The sequence below is a fragment of the Halomonas sp. ALS9 genome (genome assembly GCF_001651035.1).
GTDB lineage: Bacteria > Pseudomonadota > Gammaproteobacteria > Pseudomonadales > Halomonadaceae > Vreelandella.
Map to the genome: position 1 here is coordinate 51,061 of NZ_LXRG01000011.1, position 20,320 is coordinate 71,380.

A 20,320-nucleotide genomic window follows, 5' to 3' on the forward strand; every position below is an offset into this window, starting at 1 on the left:
TCTACCAATCCGCAGAACGGTAAATCAACCGCCTGCGAATATAAATACGGCTTTTTAATGATGCTTAGGGCTATTTTAAGGACTCTTTTAAGAGCTCTTTTAAAAACTCTTTTAGAACTGCTTTAGAGCGATTTTAAAAACTTACTTTAAGCGCTTGCTATCAGCACTATGGCTCTTCGTGCTTGCAAGGGCGCAACCAGTCAATTTTTTCTAGCTGGCGACTACGGGTGACTGCCAGGGCGTAATCGGTGACATCTTTGGCAATCGTGGAACCTGCCCCGACAGTGGCGCCTTTGCCTATGGTGACAGGCGCCACCAGCGCAGAATTCGAGCCAATAAAGGCATTATCACCAATCTCAGTATGGTGCTTATTAGCCCCGTCGTAGTTACAGGTAATGGTGCCTGCTCCCACATTCACATCCCGTCCTAAGCGTGCATCCCCAACGTAGCTTAGGTGATTAATCTTGCTGCCCTCACCCACATCGGCGTTTTTGGTTTCGACAAAATTGCCCACTTTGGCTTTTACCGCTAGCCGCGTGCCGGGGCGTAACCGGGCAAAGGGGCCAATCTGGTTGAGGCCCGCAGCCACGGTGCGTTCTATCACGCTATGGGTATCTACCACGCTCTGGGCACCAATAGTGCTGTTTTTAATCACGCAGTAAGGGCCAACCCGCACGCCTTCGCCTAGCTCAACGTCGCCTTCAAACACGCAGCCCACATCAATAAACACATCGTGGCCGCAGGTCAGGCGCCCACGCACATCGAGACGTTCAGGGTCAGCAAGGGCCACCCCCTGCGCCATTAACTTATCGGCCAATTGGCGCTGATAAAAACGCTCCAAGCGAGCCATTTGTGCCCGGTTGTTGACGCCTTCCACTTCAACGGTGGTGGCCGGTTGGACAGTGCAAACTTTGATGCCCTCATCTGCAGCCATGGCGATCACATCGGTCAAGTAGTACTCGCCCTGCGCGTTCTCAGCGGAAAGTTGCGGTAACCAGCGTTTTAGCTGGGCGCTGGTCATGGCCATAATGCCGGTATTGCATTCGGTGATAGCAAGCTGGGCACTGCTGGCATCTTTTTGCTCAACAATCGCCACGGCATCGCCCGCCTCATTGCGCTCGATCCGCCCATAGCCAGTGGGGTCAGCTAGCGTTACCGTTAATAGCCCCATGTGCTGCTCATCCACATAGGCTAATAGTTCGCTCAGCGATTCCCGCTGCAGCAAGGGAACGTCACCGTAAAGGACTAACACCTTGCCGCTCCCCAACTGCTCAAGCGCTTGAGCCACCGCGTGCCCAGTGCCCTTCTGCTCGGCCTGGACGGCAAACTGCACGGCATTGTCTGTCAGCGCTTCGCGCAGCTGGTCAGCGCCATGACCAATCACCACATGGGTTCTGTCAGGCTGCAACCCAGAAGCTGTATCCAGCACATGCTGCACCATAGGCTTGCCTGCCAAGGGGTGAAGCACCTTAGGAATTTGCGAATGCATCCGTGTGCCTTTACCCGCGGCGAGAATGACAATATCCAGTTCTTGCATGTTATTCACCTGTTACCGGTTGGATGGCGGGCACTGCCTCGGGGGCTGGTGATGGAGAGATTGAAAATGATTCAATGCCCAATTCATTGACCAGTGTTTCACCGAAATAGTTAACAAATTCAGGGCTTGCAATGCTGCGCCACTGCTCACCGTCGCGCACCAACAGGAGTACCTTGAGATTGTTCTCGAGGGCCATCTGTATAGCGTCCGGTTCGCCCACCACCAGTAGCGCTGTCGCCCAGGCATCCGCCCAAGCATTGGATGGATGGAACACCGACACTGAGGCAAGCTGGTGGGTGACTGGCCGCCCCGAACGTGGATCAATGGTGTGAGAGAAGCGCTGGCCGTCGACTTCAAAATAGTTGCGGTAATCGCCGGAGGTAGCCACCGACATACTCTCTAGCGGAATGATATGCTGGGCTCGCTGCTCACCATCCTCGGGTACCTCAATGCCAATTCGCCACGGTGTCTGTTCCTCTTCATCACGCACTCCACGAGCAATTAGGTCACCGCCTAAATTCACCAAGTAGTGCTCTATGCCCTGCTGATTAAGGTAAGCGGCCACCCTATCAGTGGCATGGCCTTTCGCGACGCCAGACAGGTCGACAAACACATCGCGGATACGTCGTGCCTGCATATTTTGCGTATCGACCTCCACCGCATCAAAGCCTACCTCAGCAAGCTGCTCGGCCAGAACATCATCGGCGGGCACCTCTTCAGGCCTTGCACCAGGGCCAAAACTCCATAAATTAACCAGGTCGCCCACGGTAATATCAAAGGCACCGTGACTGGCTTCAGCCACTGACTGGCTGATCGCCAACACTTCAATAAGTTCATTGGAGAGCGGCTGCCACTCCCCTAACGGGGCTTCATTAAACGCGATCAGCTCTGAATCATCCCGGTAGGTGGACATCGCCTGATCAACGCTCTCCAGTTCTGCTTTAAAACCCGCTTCCAGCTCAAGGGACTCGCCTTGTGTAAGCGGATCCATAATGGTCACCTGATAGAAGGTGCCAAAAATATTACCCTCAAAGCGTACCGGAGGTTCCAGCGGACGATCACTCTCTGAGCAGCCAGCCATGGCTATCACTAAGCCTAGTAAAACGCCCATCACGGACAATCCACGTCGCCACCTTGTACTGCGTTCAACAGCCAGACTCTGTTCGCCACCCAGTTTCTGTTTCATTTTTTTCATCATTGCCTTACCTAAACTTAAAGCCCTAAAAGTGAAGTGCTTAAAAATGAAAGAACCACAGCAACCAGGCGCCGAACAGCACGCGGTAAATCACAAAGGGCTGCATTCCCAATTTTTTTATAATCACCAGAAAGTAGTGGATACACAAATACGCGCTTACCCCTGAAAGCAGAGTACCCACTAGCATCGCGGCCCAGTCGACCGACTGCGACGCATTAACAAGGCCTATGGCTTCCAGTCCACCGGCTAACACAATCACTGGAATCGATAGCAAGAAAGAGAAGCGCGCAGCCCCTTCTCGACTCATCCCGACCATGAGCGCCGCCGTAATGGTAATCCCCGAGCGCGACGTGCCGGGAATCAGCGCCAATGCTTGAGCACCACCAATAATCAGCACATCCTTTAATCGCAGTTGGTATTCGCTACGCGTTCCCCGTTTGCGCCAGTCGGCGTAGCCCAACAATAAACCGAAACCAATTAAGCTAACGCCGATAATCAATGTAGAACGCATATAGCCAGAAATAACATCGTGCAGCAGCAAGCCAACAACCCCCACGGGGATGGTCGCCAGCGTTACCCAAAAGGCGAGCCGCGCATCATCGTTGATGCCCTTCCCACCGATGGCAGCCAGGCTGCTGGTGATCATTTGCCAAATTTCGTGCCTGAAATAGAGGATAACTGCGGAGAGGCTGCCTAAATGCAGTGCCACATCAAAGGCTAAGCCTTGATCTTGCCAATCTGTCAGAACGGGCACCAAAATCAGATGGGCAGAGCTCGAAACGGGTAAAAATTCTGAAACTCCCTGAACAATCGCTAACACCACCACCTGGAGCCAATCCATAAAAACATCCTGTGTAATAGAAACAATTTGATGGTTTGCAATGGCGCTTAAGGATACACATCCGCTTATTCGTTGTCCGCCACTGCTTTTACTGACACGCTTTTACTGACACACTTTTACTGACGCTATCCGCCACTGACTCTCAAAAAGCCGTTTCACAGTTTGAACGCAGTGGAGGCTATAGAGGATATAAGGAGTGCGCTACAATAGGCGACTATTGAATGCGTGCGTCCCTGCAAGGTAGCCATGACTCAGACCATCGAAACGCCAGTGGTTCACGACCAAGCGCGACTTAGCCAGGAAGCTAAGCGTGTCACCTACATAGGTGCGTGGTTGGATGGCCTGTTGAGCATCGTCAAAGTCACGATCGGCTTTATGGTCGGCTCAGCGGCATTAATCGCCGATGGCATTCACTCCCTGTCTGATTTAGTCACCGACGGCTTTGTACTGGCGGCCATTCACTATGGGCGTCAAGAACCCGATAAAGACCACCACTACGGCCACGGCCGAATCGAAACGCTGACCACGCTGCTACTCGGTAGCGTGCTGATTTTCGTGGCTGGCGCGATTGCCTGGTCGAGCCTGGATCGCCTGTTTAGCGGGGCCGACGTTAACGCTCCTGGCGCGGTGGCGATCGTTATTACCGTGATTGCACTGTTTAGCAAAGAGTGGATTTTTCGCTACACCATGCGGGTCGCCAAGCGGGTAAAGTCTAAATTACTCGAAGCCAACGCCTGGCACTCGCGCAGCGATGCGCTATCCACCGCCGTGGTTCTAGTGGCATTGGTGGGCGCCCAGTTTGGTTTGGGTTGGCTGGACGCCGTGGCCGCCATCATCGTGGGCTTATTGGTCGGCAAGGTTGGTTTGGACTTGCTGTGGGAGTCGGCGCGGGAGCTGGTGGATACTGCGCTACCGGTGGATGTACAAAATCAGATGCACGACGTTGCCTGCAGCGTGCCGGGTGTGGATAGCGTGCACGACCTGCGCACCCGCCAGTCGGCGGGCTGGGTGATGGTCGATCTGCACGTGGTGGTGGGGCCAAAAATTACCGTCTCGGAAGCCCACGAAATCGGCAACGAAGTGAGCCGTCGCCTACGCCATGAATTCCCCGCGCTGACCGATGTGATCTTCCACGTTGACCCCGAAGACGACGCCGGTGCGGGCGACCCCAGCCGCCTTCCCGGCCTACCGCTGCGCCCTGAAGTGGAGGCCGCCCTGGATGCGCGCTGGTATAAGCACCCGGTGTGGCGCACGCTAAACGAGCTTCAGTTGCACTACCTGGACGATAAGGTATCAGTATCGCTGATCATCGATGACGCGGTGCATCAACCGCCCCAGTGCCTCGCCAGCCAGCTAAAAGCGCTGGCTAGCGATATTGAGTGGCTCGGTCATGTAGAAGTGCTGTTTATTACCCGCGCCGCCAGCAGTTCGATGCGCTAGGTTCGATAAACTAGGTTTAACCGCTAGCTTACAATCTAAAGTTATTACAATCTAAAGTTATTACAATCTAAAGTTATTATAATCCGGACAGCATGAGTGTGGCGATACTGAAGTAAATCACTACCCCAGAAGCATCAATCAGCGTGGTCACCAACGGTGCCGACGCGGTTGCCGGGTCAACCTTAAAGCGTTCCAGCACAAACGGCAGACACATCCCCAGCAGGCTGCCGAACAGCACAATAACCACCATGCTAAAGGCGACCACCATGGCCAGCGCCTCGCCACCGCGCATGATGCCAATCGGCGTTACCGCGATGGCCATGGTAATACCTAGTGATCCGGCGACGAGTAGCTCGCGGCCCAGTAGCTTGCCCCAATCTTTGACGCCTACATCACCGGTTGCCATACCGCGCACCATTAGCGTGGCGGCCTGGGCCCCAGCATTACCGCCACTACCGATCAACAGCGGTAAAAAGAACACCAGGGCCACCTGGGCAGCAATGGTCTCTTCAAAGTAGGCAATCCCGGCGCCTGAAAACAGGTTGGCGAAGACCAGCAGAACCAGCCAAAACACCCGCTTACGGTAGAGGCTCCAGAGTTTCACACGGCTAACGCCGTCTTCTAGCTGGCCAATCGACATCCCTTTATGGAAATCCTCGGTGGCCTCGGATTCGGCTACGTCCATGGCATCATCGTGGGTCACAATACCCACCATACGGTCATCTGCATCGATCACCGGCAGGGCTAAAAGGTCGTACTTCGCCACTATACGCGCGACATCCTCCTGAGCTTTATCGACCCCGGTGCTGATAACATCTTTGATCATAATGTCATCGACAATGGCACCAGGGCGCGCCACCATCAGTTGGCGCAGCGACATGGTGCCGATCAGTTGCCCATCGCTATCCAGGATATACAGTTGGTAGACCGTTTCCGCATCCGGGGCGGTTTGACGCACCCGCATCATTGCTTGCGACACCGTCATGCCACTGGCTATGGAGACATAGTCAGAGGTCATGATGGCGCCTGCGGTGCCCTCTTCGTAGCTTGCTAACCGCTTGAGAGCTTCACGCTCGCGGTGGGCCATGCGCCTCAATAGCGCCTCTCGGCGGTCTTCACTGAGCAGATTAAACAGGTCGGCACGTTCGTCCGAACTCATCTCTTCCAACAGCTTCAGTACCTGGCTGTCATCCAGTTGTCCGACCACCTCAAGCTGGCTCTCACCGGGCAAATAGCCCAACACGTTAGCAGCACGTTCGGCAGACAGGATATCCAACAGCAAGAGCGCCGCAGGCAGCTCTTCGTCATCTTCAATCATCTCTTCGAGCACTTCACCGATATCCGCTGAGCGGGTTTCGGCCAAACGCAAAGAGAGCACCGATTTACTCGGCACTTCCTTGGCCAGCTCGTCGAGCAGTTCGGCTTTTAATTCTTGCAGGCTTTCATCATTCAGTGCCATGGCTCTCCCCTTCACGCTTACATACGTCGTGCTGCCGACTTAATTCCATATACGGCTTAATTCCACCTACTTACTAGCATACTGCCAAACAAAAAAACGCCCCTTAAACCCTAATACGGGTTTAAGGGGCGTTGGACACACGCCAAACGCGTGGGTATTAGCCTTTACCCGCCTTCTTACGCAGCTGCTGAATCGTTCGCAGCTGTGCAACGGCTTCGGCAAGTTCAGCGGCAGCGCGAGTATAATCGAGCTCCGATGACTTCTCATTAAAGGCTTTCAGCGCCTGCTGACGCGCTTCTTCTGCAGCGGCTTCGTTGAGGTCACTGGCACGCGATGCAGCGTCGGCGAGTATCGTCACCACATCCGGCTGGACTTCCATGAAACCGCCCGAGACAAAGAAGTTCTCTTCCTTGCCATCATCAAAAATCACGCGAACCGGACCCGGCTGAAGCTCGGTCAGCAGCGGAGCGTGACCGGGTAGAATACCCAGGTCACCCATCATCCCGGAAGCAACCACCTGCTCAACAGTACCTGAGAAAATGGATGCTTCAGCGCTGACGATATTGCAAGTAAAGCTATTCGCCATAGCGAATCCCCCTAATGGACGGGATTACTTCTTCATCTGGTTGGCTTTCTCGACGGCTTCGTCGATGGAGCCGACCATGTAGAAGGCCTGTTCCGGCATATCGTCGTATTCGCCAGCTAGAATGCCCTGGAAGCCACTGATGGTGTCTTTCAGTGAGACATACTTGCCTGGTGAACCGGTAAATACTTCGGCCACGAAGAACGGCTGCGACAAGAAGCGCTGGATTTTACGCGCCCGGGAAACGGCCAGCTTGTCTTCGTCAGACAGCTCATCCATACCCAGGATAGCGATAATATCCTTAAGCTCTTTGTAGCGCTGAAGAACGTTCTGCACACCGCGAGCGGTGGCGTAGTGCTCTTCACCGACGACCAGCGGATCTAGCTGACGCGAGGTGGAATCCAGCGGATCGATCGCAGGATAAATACCCAGTTCGGCGATAGAACGCGCCAGTACCACGGTCGCATCAAGGTGCGAGAAGGTGGTTGCCGGCGACGGATCGGTCAAGTCATCCGCAGGGACGTAAACGGCCTGTACGGAAGTGATTGAACCGGTTTTCGTCGAGGTAATACGCTCCTGTAGAACGCCCATCTCTTCAGCCAGCGTCGGCTGATAACCTACCGCAGACGGCATACGACCCAACAGCGCAGATACCTCAGTACCGGCCAGGGTGTAGCGGTAAATGTTATCAACGAACAACAGAACGTCGCGGCCTTCATCACGGAATTTCTCTGCGATGGTCAGGCCAGTCAATGCAACGCGCAAACGGTTACCCGGGGGCTCGTTCATCTGACCGTAAACCAGCGATACCTTATCGATAACGTTGGATTCAGTCATTTCGTGATAGAAGTCGTTACCCTCACGCGTACGCTCACCCACACCAGCGAATACAGAGTAGCCGCTGTGCTCGGTGGCGATGTTGCGGATAAGCTCCATCATGTTAACGGTTTTACCGACACCGGCGCCGCCGAACAGGCCGACTTTACCACCCTTGGCAAACGGGCAGACCAAGTCGATAACCTTAATGCCGGTTTCAAGCAGTTCGTTAGACGCCGCTTGGTCGGCATAGCCCGGTGCTTTGCGGTGGATCGGCATACGCTCTTGCTCGCCGATCGGCCCCGCTTCATCAATCGGCTCGCCGAGTACGTTCATAATACGGCCTAGCGTTTCCTTACCTACCGGTACGGAAATCGCGGCACCTGTGCTGGTCGTGTCCATGCCACGTTTCAAGCCCTCAGTGGAGCCCATGGCGATGGTGCGCACCACGCCGTCGCCCAGCTGCTGCTGGACTTCGAGGATGGTCTCAACATCGGAGACCTTCAGCGCGTCGTAGACCTTGGGCACAGAGTCCCGCGGAAACTCTACGTCAATCACCGCGCCGATGATTTGTACGATACGTCCGCTCATCTTGGTTCCTCTCTAAAACCTGCAAATGAAACCTGTCTGCCGGGAACCGCTTAAAAGAGGCAGTTCCCTAGGCGTTATACGGCAGCAGCGCCGCCGACGATCTCAGAAATTTCCTGGGTGATGGCGGCCTGACGGGCCTTGTTGTAGACCATCTCCAGATCGTCGATTAGGCCGCCTGCGTTGTCAGTGGCACTTTTCATAGCGATCATTCGGGCAGCTTGTTCACAAGCGCCGTTTTCCACTACCGCCTGATACACCTGTGATTCGATGAAACGAACCAACAGGCTATCAAGCAACGCCTTGGCATCCGGTTCATACAGGTAGTCCCAGCTTCCGGGACGGGCGTTTTCGTCGTCTTGCTCAGCGTCTGCGCCCATATCAGGCGACAGTGGAAGAAGCTGACGAACCACTGGCTTTTGCGTCATGGTGTTCACAAACTCGTTGTGCACCACGTAGAGCCGGTCGAGACGTCCTTCATCGTACGCTTCAAGCATGACCTTAATACTGCCAATCAACCCCTCAACGGTCGGGGCTTCCCCTAAACCACTCTTCGCCGCCACCAAATTGCCACCGTAGTTACGGAAAAAGGTGCTGGCCTTGGCGCCCAGAGCGCAAAAATCCTGCTCTGCACCCTGCTTTTTCCACTCACTGGCCTGTTTAAGTAAGGCTTTGAAGAGGTTATGGTTCAAGCCACCGCACAAACCACGGTCCGTGGAGACCACGATGTAGCCAACACGCTTAACCTCGCTACGCTCGACCATATAGTCGTGCTTATACTCGGGGTTGGCGTCGGCAATGTGGCCGACCACATTACGGATCTGCTTAGCGTAAGGCTGACTAGCTCTCATCAGATCTTGCGCTTTACGCATTTTAGATGCAGCCACCATTTCCATGGCGCTGGTGATCTTCTGCGTATTTTTAATGCTCCCGATCTGGGTGCGTATCTCTTTTGCAGCTGCCATAGCGATCTACCCTTCGTTCGTGGCTCTCAGAAAGCATGCAAACCCGCCCGCAGGCGGGCCAGACATTACCAGCTCTGAGTCGCCTTGAACTTCTCGAGACCCGACTTCAAGCTGTCTTGAATCTCACCGTTGTAGTCGCCGCTCTGGTTGATCTTGTCGAGCAGATCACCGTGTTCAGACCTCATGTAGTCGTGCAACGCACGCTCAAAGTCCAACACTTTGTCTACTTCAACATCATCCAGGTAGCCTTCGTTGGCGGCATACAGCGACAGCGCCATTTCCGCGATCGACATCGGCGAGTACTGGTTCTGTTTCATCAGCTCGGTGACACGCTGACCGTGCTCAAGCTGCTTACGCGTCGCTTCGTCAAGATCAGACGCAAACTGCGAGAACGCCGCCAGTTCACGGTACTGGGCCAGCGCCAGACGGACACTACCACCAAGCTTTTTGATGATTTTGGTCTGCGCCGAACCACCCACACGAGAAACCGATAGACCGGCGTTAATTGCCGGACGAATACCGGAGTTAAACAGGTTGGTTTCCAGGAAGATCTGACCGTCAGTGATAGAAATCACGTTGGTCGGAACGAACGCAGAAACGTCGCCACCCTGGGTTTCGATGATCGGCAGTGCGGTTAAAGAACCCGTTTTGCCTTTCACTTCGCCGTTGGTGAACTTCTCAACGTAGTCGACGTTAACCCGTGCAGCACGCTCAAGTAGACGCGAGTGGAGATAGAACACGTCACCAGGATAGGCTTCACGGCCTGGCGGACGGCGTAGCAGTAGCGATACCTGGCGGTAGGCGACGGCCTGCTTGGAGAGATCGTCATATACGATTAGCGCGTTCTCGCCGCGGTCGCGGAAGTATTCGCCCATGGTACAGCCAGAGTAGGCAGCCAGGAACTGCATCGGCGCCGGATCGGCAGCGCCAGCGGCGACGACGATAGTGTGCTCCATGGCGCCGTGCTCTTCGAGCTTGCGCACCACGTTGGCAATGGTCGACTGCTTCTGACCAATGGCAACGTAGACACAGGTCACGCCTTTGCCTTTTTGGTTGATGATCGCATCAATAGCAATGGCGGACTTACCAATCTGACGGTCACCGATGATCAGCTCACGCTGACCACGGCCGATCGGCACCATGGCATCGATCGACTTCAGACCGGTTTGGATTGGCTCATCAACGGATTGACGGGTAATAACGCCCGGCGCCACTTTTTCAACGGCGTCGGTCATTTTAGCGTTAATCTCGCCTTTACCATCGATGGGGTTGCCCAGCGCATCGACCACGCGACCAATCAGCTCAGGGCCTACCGGCACTTCGAGAATACGACCGGTACATTTGGCGGTCATGCCCTCTTCAAGCTGCAGGTAGTCACCCAGCACTACGGCACCTACGGAGTCACGCTCCAGGTTAAGCACCATGCCAAAAATGCTGTTGGGAAATTCAATCATTTCACCAAACATCGCGTCTTCGAGGCCGTGAATTTTCACGATACCGTCGGAAACAGTGACGATGGTGCCCTGATTACGGGCTTCGGATGCGACGTCAAGCTTCTCAATTCGCTGCTTGATGATGTCGCTGATCTCGGAAGGATTCAGTTGCTGCATGCCATGTCCCTCAGACTCAAGCGGTTAGCGCTTCGGAAAGGCGGTTCAATCGACCACGTACTGACCCGTCAATGACGGTGTCACCAGCACGCAGGATGACACCGCCGATAAGCGACTTGTCCACCTGAGTAGTAATGGAGATTTCGCGATTCAGACGTTTCTTGAGCGCGTTCGCTAGCTTGGTCTTCTGCTTACTATCTAATTTGTAAGCAGAGGTGACGTTCACTTCAACACGCTGCTCGTGTTCGGCACGTAGGTGCTCAAACTGCACAGCGATTGATGAAAGTGACATCAAACGACCTTGGTCTGCCAAAACATCTAAAAAACGCTGTAAAGCATCGTCTTTCTCGCCGGGTGTCATATCGGCCAACAGCGATACTTTTTGCGCGTTCTCAAGTTTTGGACTGCCCAGCAAACGACGAACATCGCTGTCAGCGACCGCTAAGCTTAAAAAGCCCAGCGCCTGTGACCAGCTATCAAGCGCCTCATGATCACGCGCGTATTCAAACGCTGCCTTAGCGTAAGGACGAGCGACGGTCAGTAATTCCGCCATAATTCACCTCCTTACAGTTCAGCAGCAAGCTCATCAAGTAACTTGCGATGGGCTTGTTCGTCGACCGAAGCTTCAAGAACACGCTCGGCACCCATAACAGCGAGATAAGAGACCTGGGCGCGAAGCTCGTCTTTTGCACGGTTCACTTCTTGCTCGATCTCTGAACGTGCGCTGGCTACTAGGCGTTCGCCTTCGGCACGGGCTTGCTCGCGGGCTTCTTCAATCATCTGGGCAGAGCGCTTGTTGGCCTGCTCAAGAATTTGCGAAGCTTGCTCCTTGCTTTCACGCAGCGTCTGTTCTGCCCGCTCTTGAGCAAGCTCAAGATCGCGGTTAGCACGGCTGGCTGCATCCAAGCCATCAGCAATTTTCTTTTGACGCTCATGAAGCGCGTTGCTGATCGGAGGCCACACATACTTTATGCAAAACCAGACAAAGATCGCGAAGGCGATCGTCTGCCCGATTAGCGTCATGTTGATATTCACAGGAATGTACCTCTGACAAGTTCGTGGCGACCGGAGTGAAACAAAACCGAGCGCTTAGCGCTCGGCTTAGCTGTCATTAACCGGCAACAACGAAAATCAGGTACATCGCAATACCAACACCGATCATCGGAACGGCGTCGAGCAGACCGGCCATGATGAAGGTTTTGGTTTGCAGTTGGTCACCCAGTTCAGGCTGACGAGCAGTTGACTCAAGCAGTTTGCCGCCCAACAGAGCGAAGCCAATGCCGGTAGCCAGTGCGCCCAGACCGATGATGATGGCAGCTGAAAGATAAACCATTTCCATGATGAAGCTCCTGAGTTTAAGTTTTGGTTAAGGGTTGAGGGTTAATGAAAACGTTATTGCTAGGTTAATGGTGTTCGTGTGCAGCGCTCAGATAGACAACCGACAGCGTTGTAAAAATGAAGGCCTGCAGAGTGACCACCAAGATGTGGAAGATGGCCCACGGCACATCCAATAGCCAGATAGCCCAGAACGGCAGCAGGGCGATCAGAATAAAGATCACTTCACCGGCAAACATGTTGCCGAAAAGACGTAGGCCGAGACCTAGCGGCTTTACGAGCAAGCCAATGATTTCGAGTACTAGGTTGAAAGGAATCAGCGCCCAGTGATTGAACGGCGTCAACGATAGCTCTCTGGCGAAACCGCCTGCACCTTTTACCTTAACGCTGTAATAAATAATCAGACCAAACACACCCAGTGCCATGCCCAGCGTGGCATTGGGGTCAGTCGTTGGGACAATCTTCATGTAGTCGACGCCAAGCTTGGCGAACAGCACAGGGAAGTAGTCCACCGGGATGATTTTCAGCGTGTTCATCAGCAGAATCCACACAAACAGCGTCAATGCTAATGGCGCAATCATCGGGTTTTTGCCATGGAAAGTAGCGCGAGTAAGGTTCTCAATAAACTCAACGACCATCTCTACCGCATTTTGTAACCCGCCGGGTACTCCGGTAGTCGCCATTTTACCGGCTTTGCGGAAAACCCAGATAAATAGCAACCCCATGGCAATAGACCAGCCCATGGTGTCTAAGTGAATGGCCCAAAAGCCCATTTCACGGGCCTCTTCAGCAGAGTGTGCCAGCGACCAGCCATTTTCGGGGTGGTTGCCAAAGGTCAGGTTCTGCAAGTGGTGCTGGATATAGTAAGTCGAAGAGACTTCGTTTCCTGCGGCCATGGACATGTCACCTCAATTAGTTGTGCGATCTCTAGGCATAAGCCAAGGCGTGAGCCAATGCGTTAGAACAACCGCGACGTAAGCATAAAAAAATAAAGCGGGGTTTGAGGGGGGCGCTGCTACAAACACTGCAACGAACAGTGCCACCGTCAAACCAAACTTGCCTGCTTCGGCACGAAATAAGTGCATAGCTCCTCGTGTTCGGCGCTTAGCGTGAAAAAACCCCATTCGCTGAATAAAAAAGGCGTGCGGCAATAAGGCTACCAACGCTCCTTTAAAAACCGATGACATGCCTTCAACGTCTGCGGCTAGGTAGGCTGCAAACATCCCTACCAGCGTAATTATCAGCTGTGCGGCCGTCAGTCGAATGATATAGGTTTTTCGCCGCTGGGTTTCGTATCGCTGCATATCTCTTGGGAAAAATACCCAGCCTCACTGATGAAAACCCATTACTCGAAAAGCTAATACTTCGACAAGCTAATATCTCTACAAACCAGGCAACCTGCACAAATCTTGCGCGATTATAGGGAAGCGCTATCACACCTTCAACCGAACTCGCACCGATTTTGCCCGTTAAAGGGCCTAATTGCGACCAAAGAGGGAAAACATGACTGCTTCTTACGCGATATTGAATAGCCTGCTATTTAATATGGTTTAAGATACCGTCCAACTCTTCAAGGCTGGTATAACGTATCGTTAATTTACCTTTGCCTTTTTGACCATGGTCAATGGAGACAGGCGCACCGAGCAGTTCGCCGAGATGGGTTTCAAGCTTAGCGACATCGGGCTGCTTGCTCTGCCGGCTAGGCGTTTTGATTGGCGTTTGGCTGGTTTGGACTTTTTTTACCAGTGCTTCAGTGGCGCGAACGGTCATATCATTATTGACGACTTCATGAGCGACTTGGCGCTGTTGACTGCTGTTCAGCGTCAGCAACGCCCGGGCGTGGCCCATATCCAGGTCACCCCGTTCAAGCAGGGTTTGTACTTCAGGATCTAGCGCCAGCAGGCGCAACAGATTAGCGACCTGGGTACGCGATTTACCTACCGCGTCAGCTATCTGCTGCTGGGTAAGCTCAAACTCTTCGCCCAGCCGTTTGAGCGCCATGGCTTCTTCGATGGCGTTGAGGTTTTCGCGCTGAATATTTTCGATTAGCGCCAGTGCCAAGGCGACTTCATCGCTAACTTCACGGATCACTGCAGGGATAACGTCAAGCTCGGCAAGTTGGGCTGCCCGCCAGCGACGTTCACCGGCAATAATTTCGTAGCGGTCGACGCCGATGGGACGCACGACAATGGGCTGCATCACGCCCTGGGCACGAATGGAATCCGCCAGTTCTTCTAGCGCTTCGGGCTGAATATCCCGGCGCGGCTGATACTTACCGCGAGTTAATTGCCCTAACGGCAGGCGTTCAAGGCGATCTTCCGTCACTTCGTCGGCAGCGGCACGCGCAGCGTCATTAAGCTCCAAAGGGGCGCCACTACCGGCAAGTTCTAAGCTGTCACGGCGACGGGCACCGGCACCAATCAGGGCATCCAGGCCACGTCCCAGCGCGGGTTTACGCGTCATTCGCTTTTCCTCATTTTATAGCGCCAGGCGACGAATTATCTCTTTGGCCAATACACGATAGGCCTGACTACCCCGGGAAAACCGAGCATATTGCGTAACGGGTAACCCGTGGCTCGGCGCTTCAGCAACTTTTACGTTGCGCGGAATGGTGGTTTTCAACAGCATATCGCCAAAATAGTCACGCAACTGCTTATCCACTTCCCGGGTTAGGCTGGTGCGCTTGTCGTACATGGTGCGCAGAATACCGGCAATCGCCAGATCAGGGTTCACATTTTGCTTAATTTGTTCAACCGTATCGAGCAGTGCCGATAACCCCTCAAGCGCGTAAAATTCACACTGAAGAGGGATCAGCACGCTATCGGAAGCTGTTAGCGCATTGACGGTCAACATATTCAAAGAGGGTGGGCAGTCGATCAATACTACGTCGTAGTTGTCTGAAACCGTTGCAAGCGCGGTGGTTAGGCAGCTCTCGCTTTTATCGCGACCTAAAAGCTCGACTTCGGCGGCGGTGAGATCGCCGTTACCCGGCAGAACGTCATACTTGACTGCCAGTTTTTTAACAATTGTCTCAGCGGCTGTTGCTTCGCCCAATAGAACATCAAGCACGCTTTTATCTAGCTCATATTTGTCGATGCCACTGCCCATGCTGGCATGGCCTTGGGGGTCAAGATCCACCAGCAGTACGCGACGGTCAAGCGCAGCGAGACTGGCCGCCAGGTTAACGGCCGAGGTGGTCTTGCCCACGCCGCCTTTTTGGTTGGTCAGGGCAATGATCTGGCTCACGTACTCAACTCCTTCTGGGGGTCAGAATCAACATTTAGCTTTCAACATTCAGCTTTCGATATTTAAGATCAGCAGCTGTCGCTGAGCCGCTTCAAAAGGGACTTCCAGCAGGTGACGCTCATGCAGACACACGGCGGATGGAAGATCGCGCAGTTCATCATCTGCCCCCGGGCCTTTCATGGCTAACCACTGGCCGTCGGCACTGGGTAGCTGGCGGGTCAAGGTGACAAAATCAACCAAGCTGGCAAACGCCCGGGAAATCACCTGATCGAAAGCGGGGGCCTCAAACTGTTCCACCCTCGCCTGTACTGGGGTGACGTTTTCAAGCCCTAGCTCCATGACCGCCTGGCGCTGAAAGCGCACCTTTTTGCCATTACTATCCAGCAGTGTCACATCAAGCTGGGGGGCTAGTATCGCTAATACGATGCCAGGAAGCCCAGGCCCCGCGCCTACATCCAGTAGCCGCGGCCCCTGCACATAGGGCAACACAGCGGCGCTATCCAGCACGTGGCGTGACACCATGTCATCCACATCGCGCACCGCTGTGAGGTTATAAGCCCGGTTCCACTTGTGCAACAGTGCCAATAAGCCTAGCAGCTGTTCGCGTTGATGTTCGTCAACGGCGATGCCTAACTGGCTAAGCCCTTGATCTAGCCGTGGTGCAACGCTTGCAGGCAGCGTTTTCAACAGGGGGTTCAGCGAACTCATCCGTTAACGACCTCTGCCGCTGCTACCAAGCGGCGCTTTTTCAGGTGCACCAACAAAATAGAGATAGCCGCCGGAGTGACGCCGGAAATACGTGCCGCATGGGCAAGGGTTTCCGGCCGCGCTTCGGCCAGCTTTTGGCGAATCTCGTTAGACAAGCCTTCCACTTTTAAATAGTCCAACTCTGCAGGCAGCGGTGTGGCTTCGTGGCGTTTGAGCTTATCGATCTCATGTTGCTGGCGATCGATATAGCCTTGATATTTAGCTTGGATCTGCACTTGCTCGGCGACGGCAGGGTCGGTCACGAGAGTGCCTTCAATATCGGGCAGATTGGCTAAATCGCTGTAGGTCAGTTCAGGGCGTTTAAGCAGATCACTCAAGCAATATTCCCGCGACAGTGGAGCGCCGGTTTTTTCCGCTACTTTTTCAGCAGCAGGGCTGCCGGGTTGAACCCAAAGAGTACTTAGCCGTGCGGTTTCCTGCTCAATGGCTTCGCGTTTTTGACTAAACGCAGCCCAGCGGGTGTCGTTAACCAGACCCAGCTTACGGCCGGTTTCAGTCAAACGCAGATCAGCATTGTCTTCCCGTAGTAGCAAGCGGTACTCCGCACGGGAAGTAAACATGCGGTAAGGCTCTTTGGTACCCATGGTAATCAGGTCGTCGACCAGTACACCGAGATAGGCTTCATCGCGACGGGGATACCAGGCGTCCATCTCTTGCGCACGGCGAGCGGCATTTAAGCCTGCCAGCAATCCTTGGGCACCGGCCTCTTCGTAGCCGGTGGTGCCGTTGATTTGACCCGCAAAGAACAGGTTGTGGATAAATTTAGTTTCCAGCGAGTGTTTTAAGTCTCGTGGATCAAAAAAGTCGTACTCAATGGCATAGCCAGGCCGGGTGATATGGGCGTTTTCCAAGCCTTTGATGGAGCGCACCACCTGAATTTGCACGTCAAACGGTAGCGAGGTCGAAATACCGTTGGGATACAGTTCGTGGGTATCTAAACCTTCGGGTTCGATAAACACCTGATGGCTGGATTTATCGGCAAAGCGATGAACCTTATCTTCGATTGACGGGCAATAGCGCGGCCCAATCCCTTCGATCACGCCAGAGTACATCGGCGAGCGGTCGAGGTTCGCCAGAATCAGGTCGTGAGTCTGCTGATTAGTGTGAGCAATGTGGCAGCTTACCTGCTGCGGGTGCATTTCCCGTGATCCCAAGTAGGACATCACTGGCGTCGGGCTATCGCCGGCTTGCTCTTCCAGCTGAGAAAAATCCACCGTTTTAGCATCAATCCGCGGTGGTGTGCCGGTTTTCAGACGATCAACGCGAAACGGCAGTGCGCGTAGTCGTTCGGCCAGCGCATTGGAAGGCGGATCACCGGCGCGACCACCTTTGCTTTGATCCAGACCAATATGAATCACGCCACCCAAAAACGTGCCAGTACACAGCACGACGCTTTCGGCATGAAAACGAATGCCGGTTTCCGTGACGACTCCGCGTACGGTGTCGTTATCCACAATCAGATCGCCAGCGGCCTGTTGAAAAATCGTCAAGTTGGGCTGGTTTTCCAGCATTCCGCGGATAGCGGATTTATAGCGGATACGGTCAGCCTGGGCACGGGTGGCCCGAACCGCAGGCCCTTTGCTGGCATTGAGCACACGAAACTGGATGCCACCTAAATCCGTGGCAAGCCCCATGGCGCCGCCCAACGCATCAATTTCCTTGACCAAATGGCTTTTGCCAATGCCACCAATCGCGGGATTACACGACATTTGGCCCAGGGTTTCGATGTTGTGGGTGAGCAGCAGGGTCTGACAGCCCATGCGAGCAGAGGCCAATGCGGCTTCAGTTCCCGCATGGCCACCGCCGATGACAATCACGTCAAAGCGGTCGGGGTAATTCAAGAGACACCTCGTCTTGTGCTCATCGGCACGGATGATGTGACCAGCGCAGTCGGTTTAAGACGCGGTCACCTTAGATCAATGAGGCGGCAAGTATAAACCCCCTGTGGGTAACCGTCAGGTTTTTCCACACCCACAATTTCTAAACAGCCTCTATTAATAACAACATAAATATAAAATAAGAGAAGTTCTGTAAATGTTGTAACTACTAGTGTGGACAATTTCTGTGTATAAGCGACTTATATTCAATAATTTCAGTTGTTTATACTGTTGACTTCTACATGTTTGAAAGCGGGAGTGCCTGGGCAGAAAGGGTGTTAAGCCTGTGGATGAAATTGCGCTTTATCCACAGACACAACCAGACACGGCTTATCCACCGTCCAGTACCTGGGTTGTTACCGCACCTGTGAACAACCTCTGTTGGGTGTGGAGCTACTGCTAAGAGACTCCCATGATAGGCCTTACGAGCATAAAACCGATCAATGTAAAAAAAGGTTATCCACAGGCAAAAAAATGGCCTGTCGTGTCGACAGGCCGGTAAAAAGCGCAATTCAGCGCGGATAAGCGGTCAATTTAAAGCCTTAAAGGGTGTTCAATTTAATGTTTAAGCACGCGCGCAAGGAAGGATTGGGTGCGTTCGTGTTGCGGAGAATCGAACAGTTTCTCAGGGTGGCCCTCTTCAGTAATCTCGCCTTTATGGATAAAAATAACCCGGTCGGCGACCTCGCGGGCAAAGCCCATTTCATGGGTGACAATCACCATGGTCATGCCCTCTTTGGCCAGCTCGCGCATAGCATCCAGCACTTCACCGATCATTTCCGGGTCAAGCGCCGATGTGGGCTCGTCAAACAGCATCAGGCGCGGTTCCATCGCCAAAGCGCGGGCTAGCGCCACACGTTGCTGCTGGCCGCCTGAGAGCTGGCTGGGGTACTTATCGGCCTGGTCGGCGATACCCACTCGATCAAGCAAGCGTTTGGCATTGCTGACCGCATCGTCACGGCTTAAACCACGTACTTTCATTGGCGCCAGGGTGACGTTATCGATGACGCTGAGGTGGGGAAAGAGATTGAACTGCTGAAAAACCATGCCGACTTCGGTGCGAATGGTTTGCAGCGCTTTGGTGCTCTTGCCATGAGGCAGTAGCTCGTTGCTATCGACCACTAGACTGCCGGACTGGAACTCTTCCAAGCCGTTAATACAGCGAATTAGCGTCGATTTGCCTGAGCCACTGGCACCGATAATCACGACTACCTCACCAGGCACAATGGTAAGATCAATATCGTTGAGTACGTGCAGGCTGCCAAAGTGTTTATTGAGCTTCTGCATACGCACAATGGGGTGCGTTGTGCTGTTCATCGTATTGCTCATTGCGCGTGTCCTTATTGTCCGGCCAGACCTCTGCGCTCAAGTTGGCGCAGGATGATGGAGAGCGTCCAGGTGATCGCCAGATACATCAGGGCGACCATGAAGTAGACCTCAAGGGCCGTAAAGGTGGTGGCGATATAGATTTGCCCCTGGCGTACCAGCTCACCGACGCCAATCACTGAGAACAGTGAGGTGTCTTTGATGCTGATAATGCCCTGGTTACCGAGAGGTGGAATCATGCGCCGAAACGCCTGGGGCCAGATAACGTAGCGAAACGCCTGGGAGCGGGAGAGCCCCAGGGAGAGCGAAGCTTCGCCTTGGCCGCGTTCAATTGACTGTACGCCGCCGCGGACGATTTCTGAGATGTAGGCACCGGAGTTGACCGCAATGGCGGCAATACCGGCGACCAGAGCGTTAATAGGGCTACCTAGCAGCTGTGGCAAACCGTAAAAGATAAACAGCACTTGCACCAGGATAGGCGTGCCACGGAATACCTCGACGTAAACGATGGCCGGCCAGCGTAGCCAGCGCAGGCGGCTAATGCGTAACAGGCCAAAGAATATGCCAATAAAGAAACCAATGGCCAAACCGCCAAATGAGATAAGTAACGTCCAGGGAATACCCGGCAAGAGGTAAGGGATAGACCCAAACGCTGCCGACCAATCAAACTGAAAATTGACGTCCACGCGTAGACTCCTGAAACAGAAAACAGCTGACTAAAAGCAGATAAGAAA

20 protein-coding genes are annotated in these 20,320 nt (G+C 53.8%); 1 reads left to right on the plus strand and 19 read right to left on the minus strand.

Translation table 11 applies throughout. The features are described 5' to 3' along the window. Window positions 1–166: 166 nt before the first annotated feature. From glmU to A6R74_RS00300, 3 genes are all read right to left on the minus strand, one after another. Window positions 167–1,537: a bifunctional UDP-N-acetylglucosamine diphosphorylase/glucosamine-1-phosphate N-acetyltransferase GlmU gene (gene glmU, locus A6R74_RS00290; RefSeq protein ID WP_064232389.1), complete on the minus strand. Its 1,371-nt coding sequence runs from the start codon at window positions 1,535–1,537 to the stop codon at window positions 167–169. A 1-nt stretch (window position 1,538) separates the two neighbouring features. After that, window positions 1,539–2,648: an FAD:protein FMN transferase gene (locus A6R74_RS00295; RefSeq protein ID WP_064232390.1), complete on the minus strand. Its 1,110-nt coding sequence runs from the start codon at window positions 2,646–2,648 to the stop codon at window positions 1,539–1,541. A gap of 124 nt (window positions 2,649–2,772) precedes the next feature. Continuing rightward, window positions 2,773–3,573: an undecaprenyl-diphosphate phosphatase gene (locus tag A6R74_RS00300; protein WP_064232391.1), complete on the minus strand. Its 801-nt coding sequence runs from the start codon at window positions 3,571–3,573 to the stop codon at window positions 2,773–2,775. Between the two features lie 246 nt (window positions 3,574–3,819). Here A6R74_RS00300 and A6R74_RS00305 point away from each other — a divergent pair, with 246 nt between their 5' ends. Beyond that, complete coding sequence (locus A6R74_RS00305) at window positions 3,820–5,013, plus strand: cation diffusion facilitator family transporter (RefSeq protein WP_064232392.1); 1,194 nt, start codon at window positions 3,820–3,822, stop codon at window positions 5,011–5,013. 76 nt (window positions 5,014–5,089) lie between these two features. Here the strand turns inward: A6R74_RS00305 and mgtE are convergent, their stop codons facing one another. The 16 genes from mgtE to A6R74_RS00385 all read right to left on the minus strand — a co-directional run bounded on the left by mgtE (window position 5,090) and on the right by A6R74_RS00385 (window position 20,272). After that, on the minus strand, window positions 5,090–6,472 hold the full coding sequence (gene mgtE, locus A6R74_RS00310; RefSeq protein WP_064232393.1) for a magnesium transporter: 1,383 nt from the start codon (window positions 6,470–6,472) through the stop codon (window positions 5,090–5,092). Between the two features lie 157 nt (window positions 6,473–6,629). Next, entirely contained in the window at window positions 6,630–7,058 is a 429-nt protein-coding gene (locus tag A6R74_RS00315) for a F0F1 ATP synthase subunit epsilon (protein ID WP_064232394.1), read from the minus strand. Window positions 7,059–7,082: 24 nt separating this feature from the next. Beyond that, window positions 7,083–8,462, minus strand: a complete 1,380-nt coding sequence (gene atpD / locus A6R74_RS00320; protein ID WP_007112222.1) for a F0F1 ATP synthase subunit beta — start codon at window positions 8,460–8,462, stop codon at window positions 7,083–7,085. Between the two features lie 74 nt (window positions 8,463–8,536). Next, window positions 8,537–9,424 carry a F0F1 ATP synthase subunit gamma gene (gene atpG / locus A6R74_RS00325; RefSeq protein ID WP_064232395.1) on the minus strand — a complete coding sequence of 296 codons (888 nt, stop codon included), beginning with the start codon at window positions 9,422–9,424 and terminating at the stop codon, window positions 8,537–8,539. Window positions 9,425–9,489: 65 nt separating this feature from the next. Beyond that, window positions 9,490–11,034 (minus strand): F0F1 ATP synthase subunit alpha, encoded by a 1,545-nt coding sequence (gene atpA, locus A6R74_RS00330; RefSeq protein ID WP_064232396.1) that lies wholly within the window; start codon window positions 11,032–11,034, stop codon window positions 9,490–9,492. 16 nt (window positions 11,035–11,050) lie between these two features. Further along, window positions 11,051–11,587, minus strand: a complete 537-nt coding sequence (locus A6R74_RS00335) for a F0F1 ATP synthase subunit delta (protein ID WP_064232397.1) — start codon at window positions 11,585–11,587, stop codon at window positions 11,051–11,053. 11 nt (window positions 11,588–11,598) lie between these two features. After that, window positions 11,599–12,069, minus strand: a complete 471-nt coding sequence (locus A6R74_RS00340) for a F0F1 ATP synthase subunit B (protein ID WP_064232398.1) — start codon at window positions 12,067–12,069, stop codon at window positions 11,599–11,601. A gap of 76 nt (window positions 12,070–12,145) precedes the next feature. Then, window positions 12,146–12,373 (minus strand): F0F1 ATP synthase subunit C, encoded by a 228-nt coding sequence (atpE, locus tag A6R74_RS00345; RefSeq protein WP_007112217.1) that lies wholly within the window; start codon window positions 12,371–12,373, stop codon window positions 12,146–12,148. Between the two features lie 64 nt (window positions 12,374–12,437). Further along, window positions 12,438–13,265, minus strand: a complete 828-nt coding sequence (atpB, locus tag A6R74_RS00350; RefSeq protein WP_064232458.1) for a F0F1 ATP synthase subunit A — start codon at window positions 13,263–13,265, stop codon at window positions 12,438–12,440. Window positions 13,266–13,277: 12 nt separating this feature from the next. Further along, window positions 13,278–13,673, minus strand: a complete 396-nt coding sequence (locus tag A6R74_RS00355) for an ATP synthase subunit I (protein ID WP_064232399.1) — start codon at window positions 13,671–13,673, stop codon at window positions 13,278–13,280. Between the two features lie 232 nt (window positions 13,674–13,905). Further along, complete coding sequence (locus A6R74_RS00360; RefSeq protein ID WP_064232400.1) at window positions 13,906–14,832, minus strand: ParB/RepB/Spo0J family partition protein; 927 nt, start codon at window positions 14,830–14,832, stop codon at window positions 13,906–13,908. A gap of 15 nt (window positions 14,833–14,847) precedes the next feature. After that, on the minus strand, window positions 14,848–15,615 hold the full coding sequence (locus A6R74_RS00365) for a ParA family protein (protein ID WP_064232401.1): 768 nt from the start codon (window positions 15,613–15,615) through the stop codon (window positions 14,848–14,850). A gap of 48 nt (window positions 15,616–15,663) precedes the next feature. Then, on the minus strand, window positions 15,664–16,323 hold the full coding sequence (rsmG, locus tag A6R74_RS00370; RefSeq protein WP_064232402.1) for a 16S rRNA (guanine(527)-N(7))-methyltransferase RsmG: 660 nt from the start codon (window positions 16,321–16,323) through the stop codon (window positions 15,664–15,666). Beyond that, on the minus strand, window positions 16,320–18,224 hold the full coding sequence (mnmG, locus tag A6R74_RS00375; RefSeq protein WP_064232403.1) for a tRNA uridine-5-carboxymethylaminomethyl(34) synthesis enzyme MnmG: 1,905 nt from the start codon (window positions 18,222–18,224) through the stop codon (window positions 16,320–16,322). The genes rsmG and mnmG overlap by 4 nt, the downstream gene beginning before the upstream one ends. A 594-nt stretch (window positions 18,225–18,818) precedes the next feature. Continuing rightward, on the minus strand, window positions 18,819–19,577 hold the full coding sequence (locus tag A6R74_RS00380) for an amino acid ABC transporter ATP-binding protein (RefSeq protein ID WP_064232404.1): 759 nt from the start codon (window positions 19,575–19,577) through the stop codon (window positions 18,819–18,821). Between the two features lie 23 nt (window positions 19,578–19,600). Continuing rightward, window positions 19,601–20,272, minus strand: a complete 672-nt coding sequence (locus tag A6R74_RS00385) for an amino acid ABC transporter permease (protein ID WP_064232405.1) — start codon at window positions 20,270–20,272, stop codon at window positions 19,601–19,603. Window positions 20,273–20,320 lie beyond the last annotated feature (48 nt).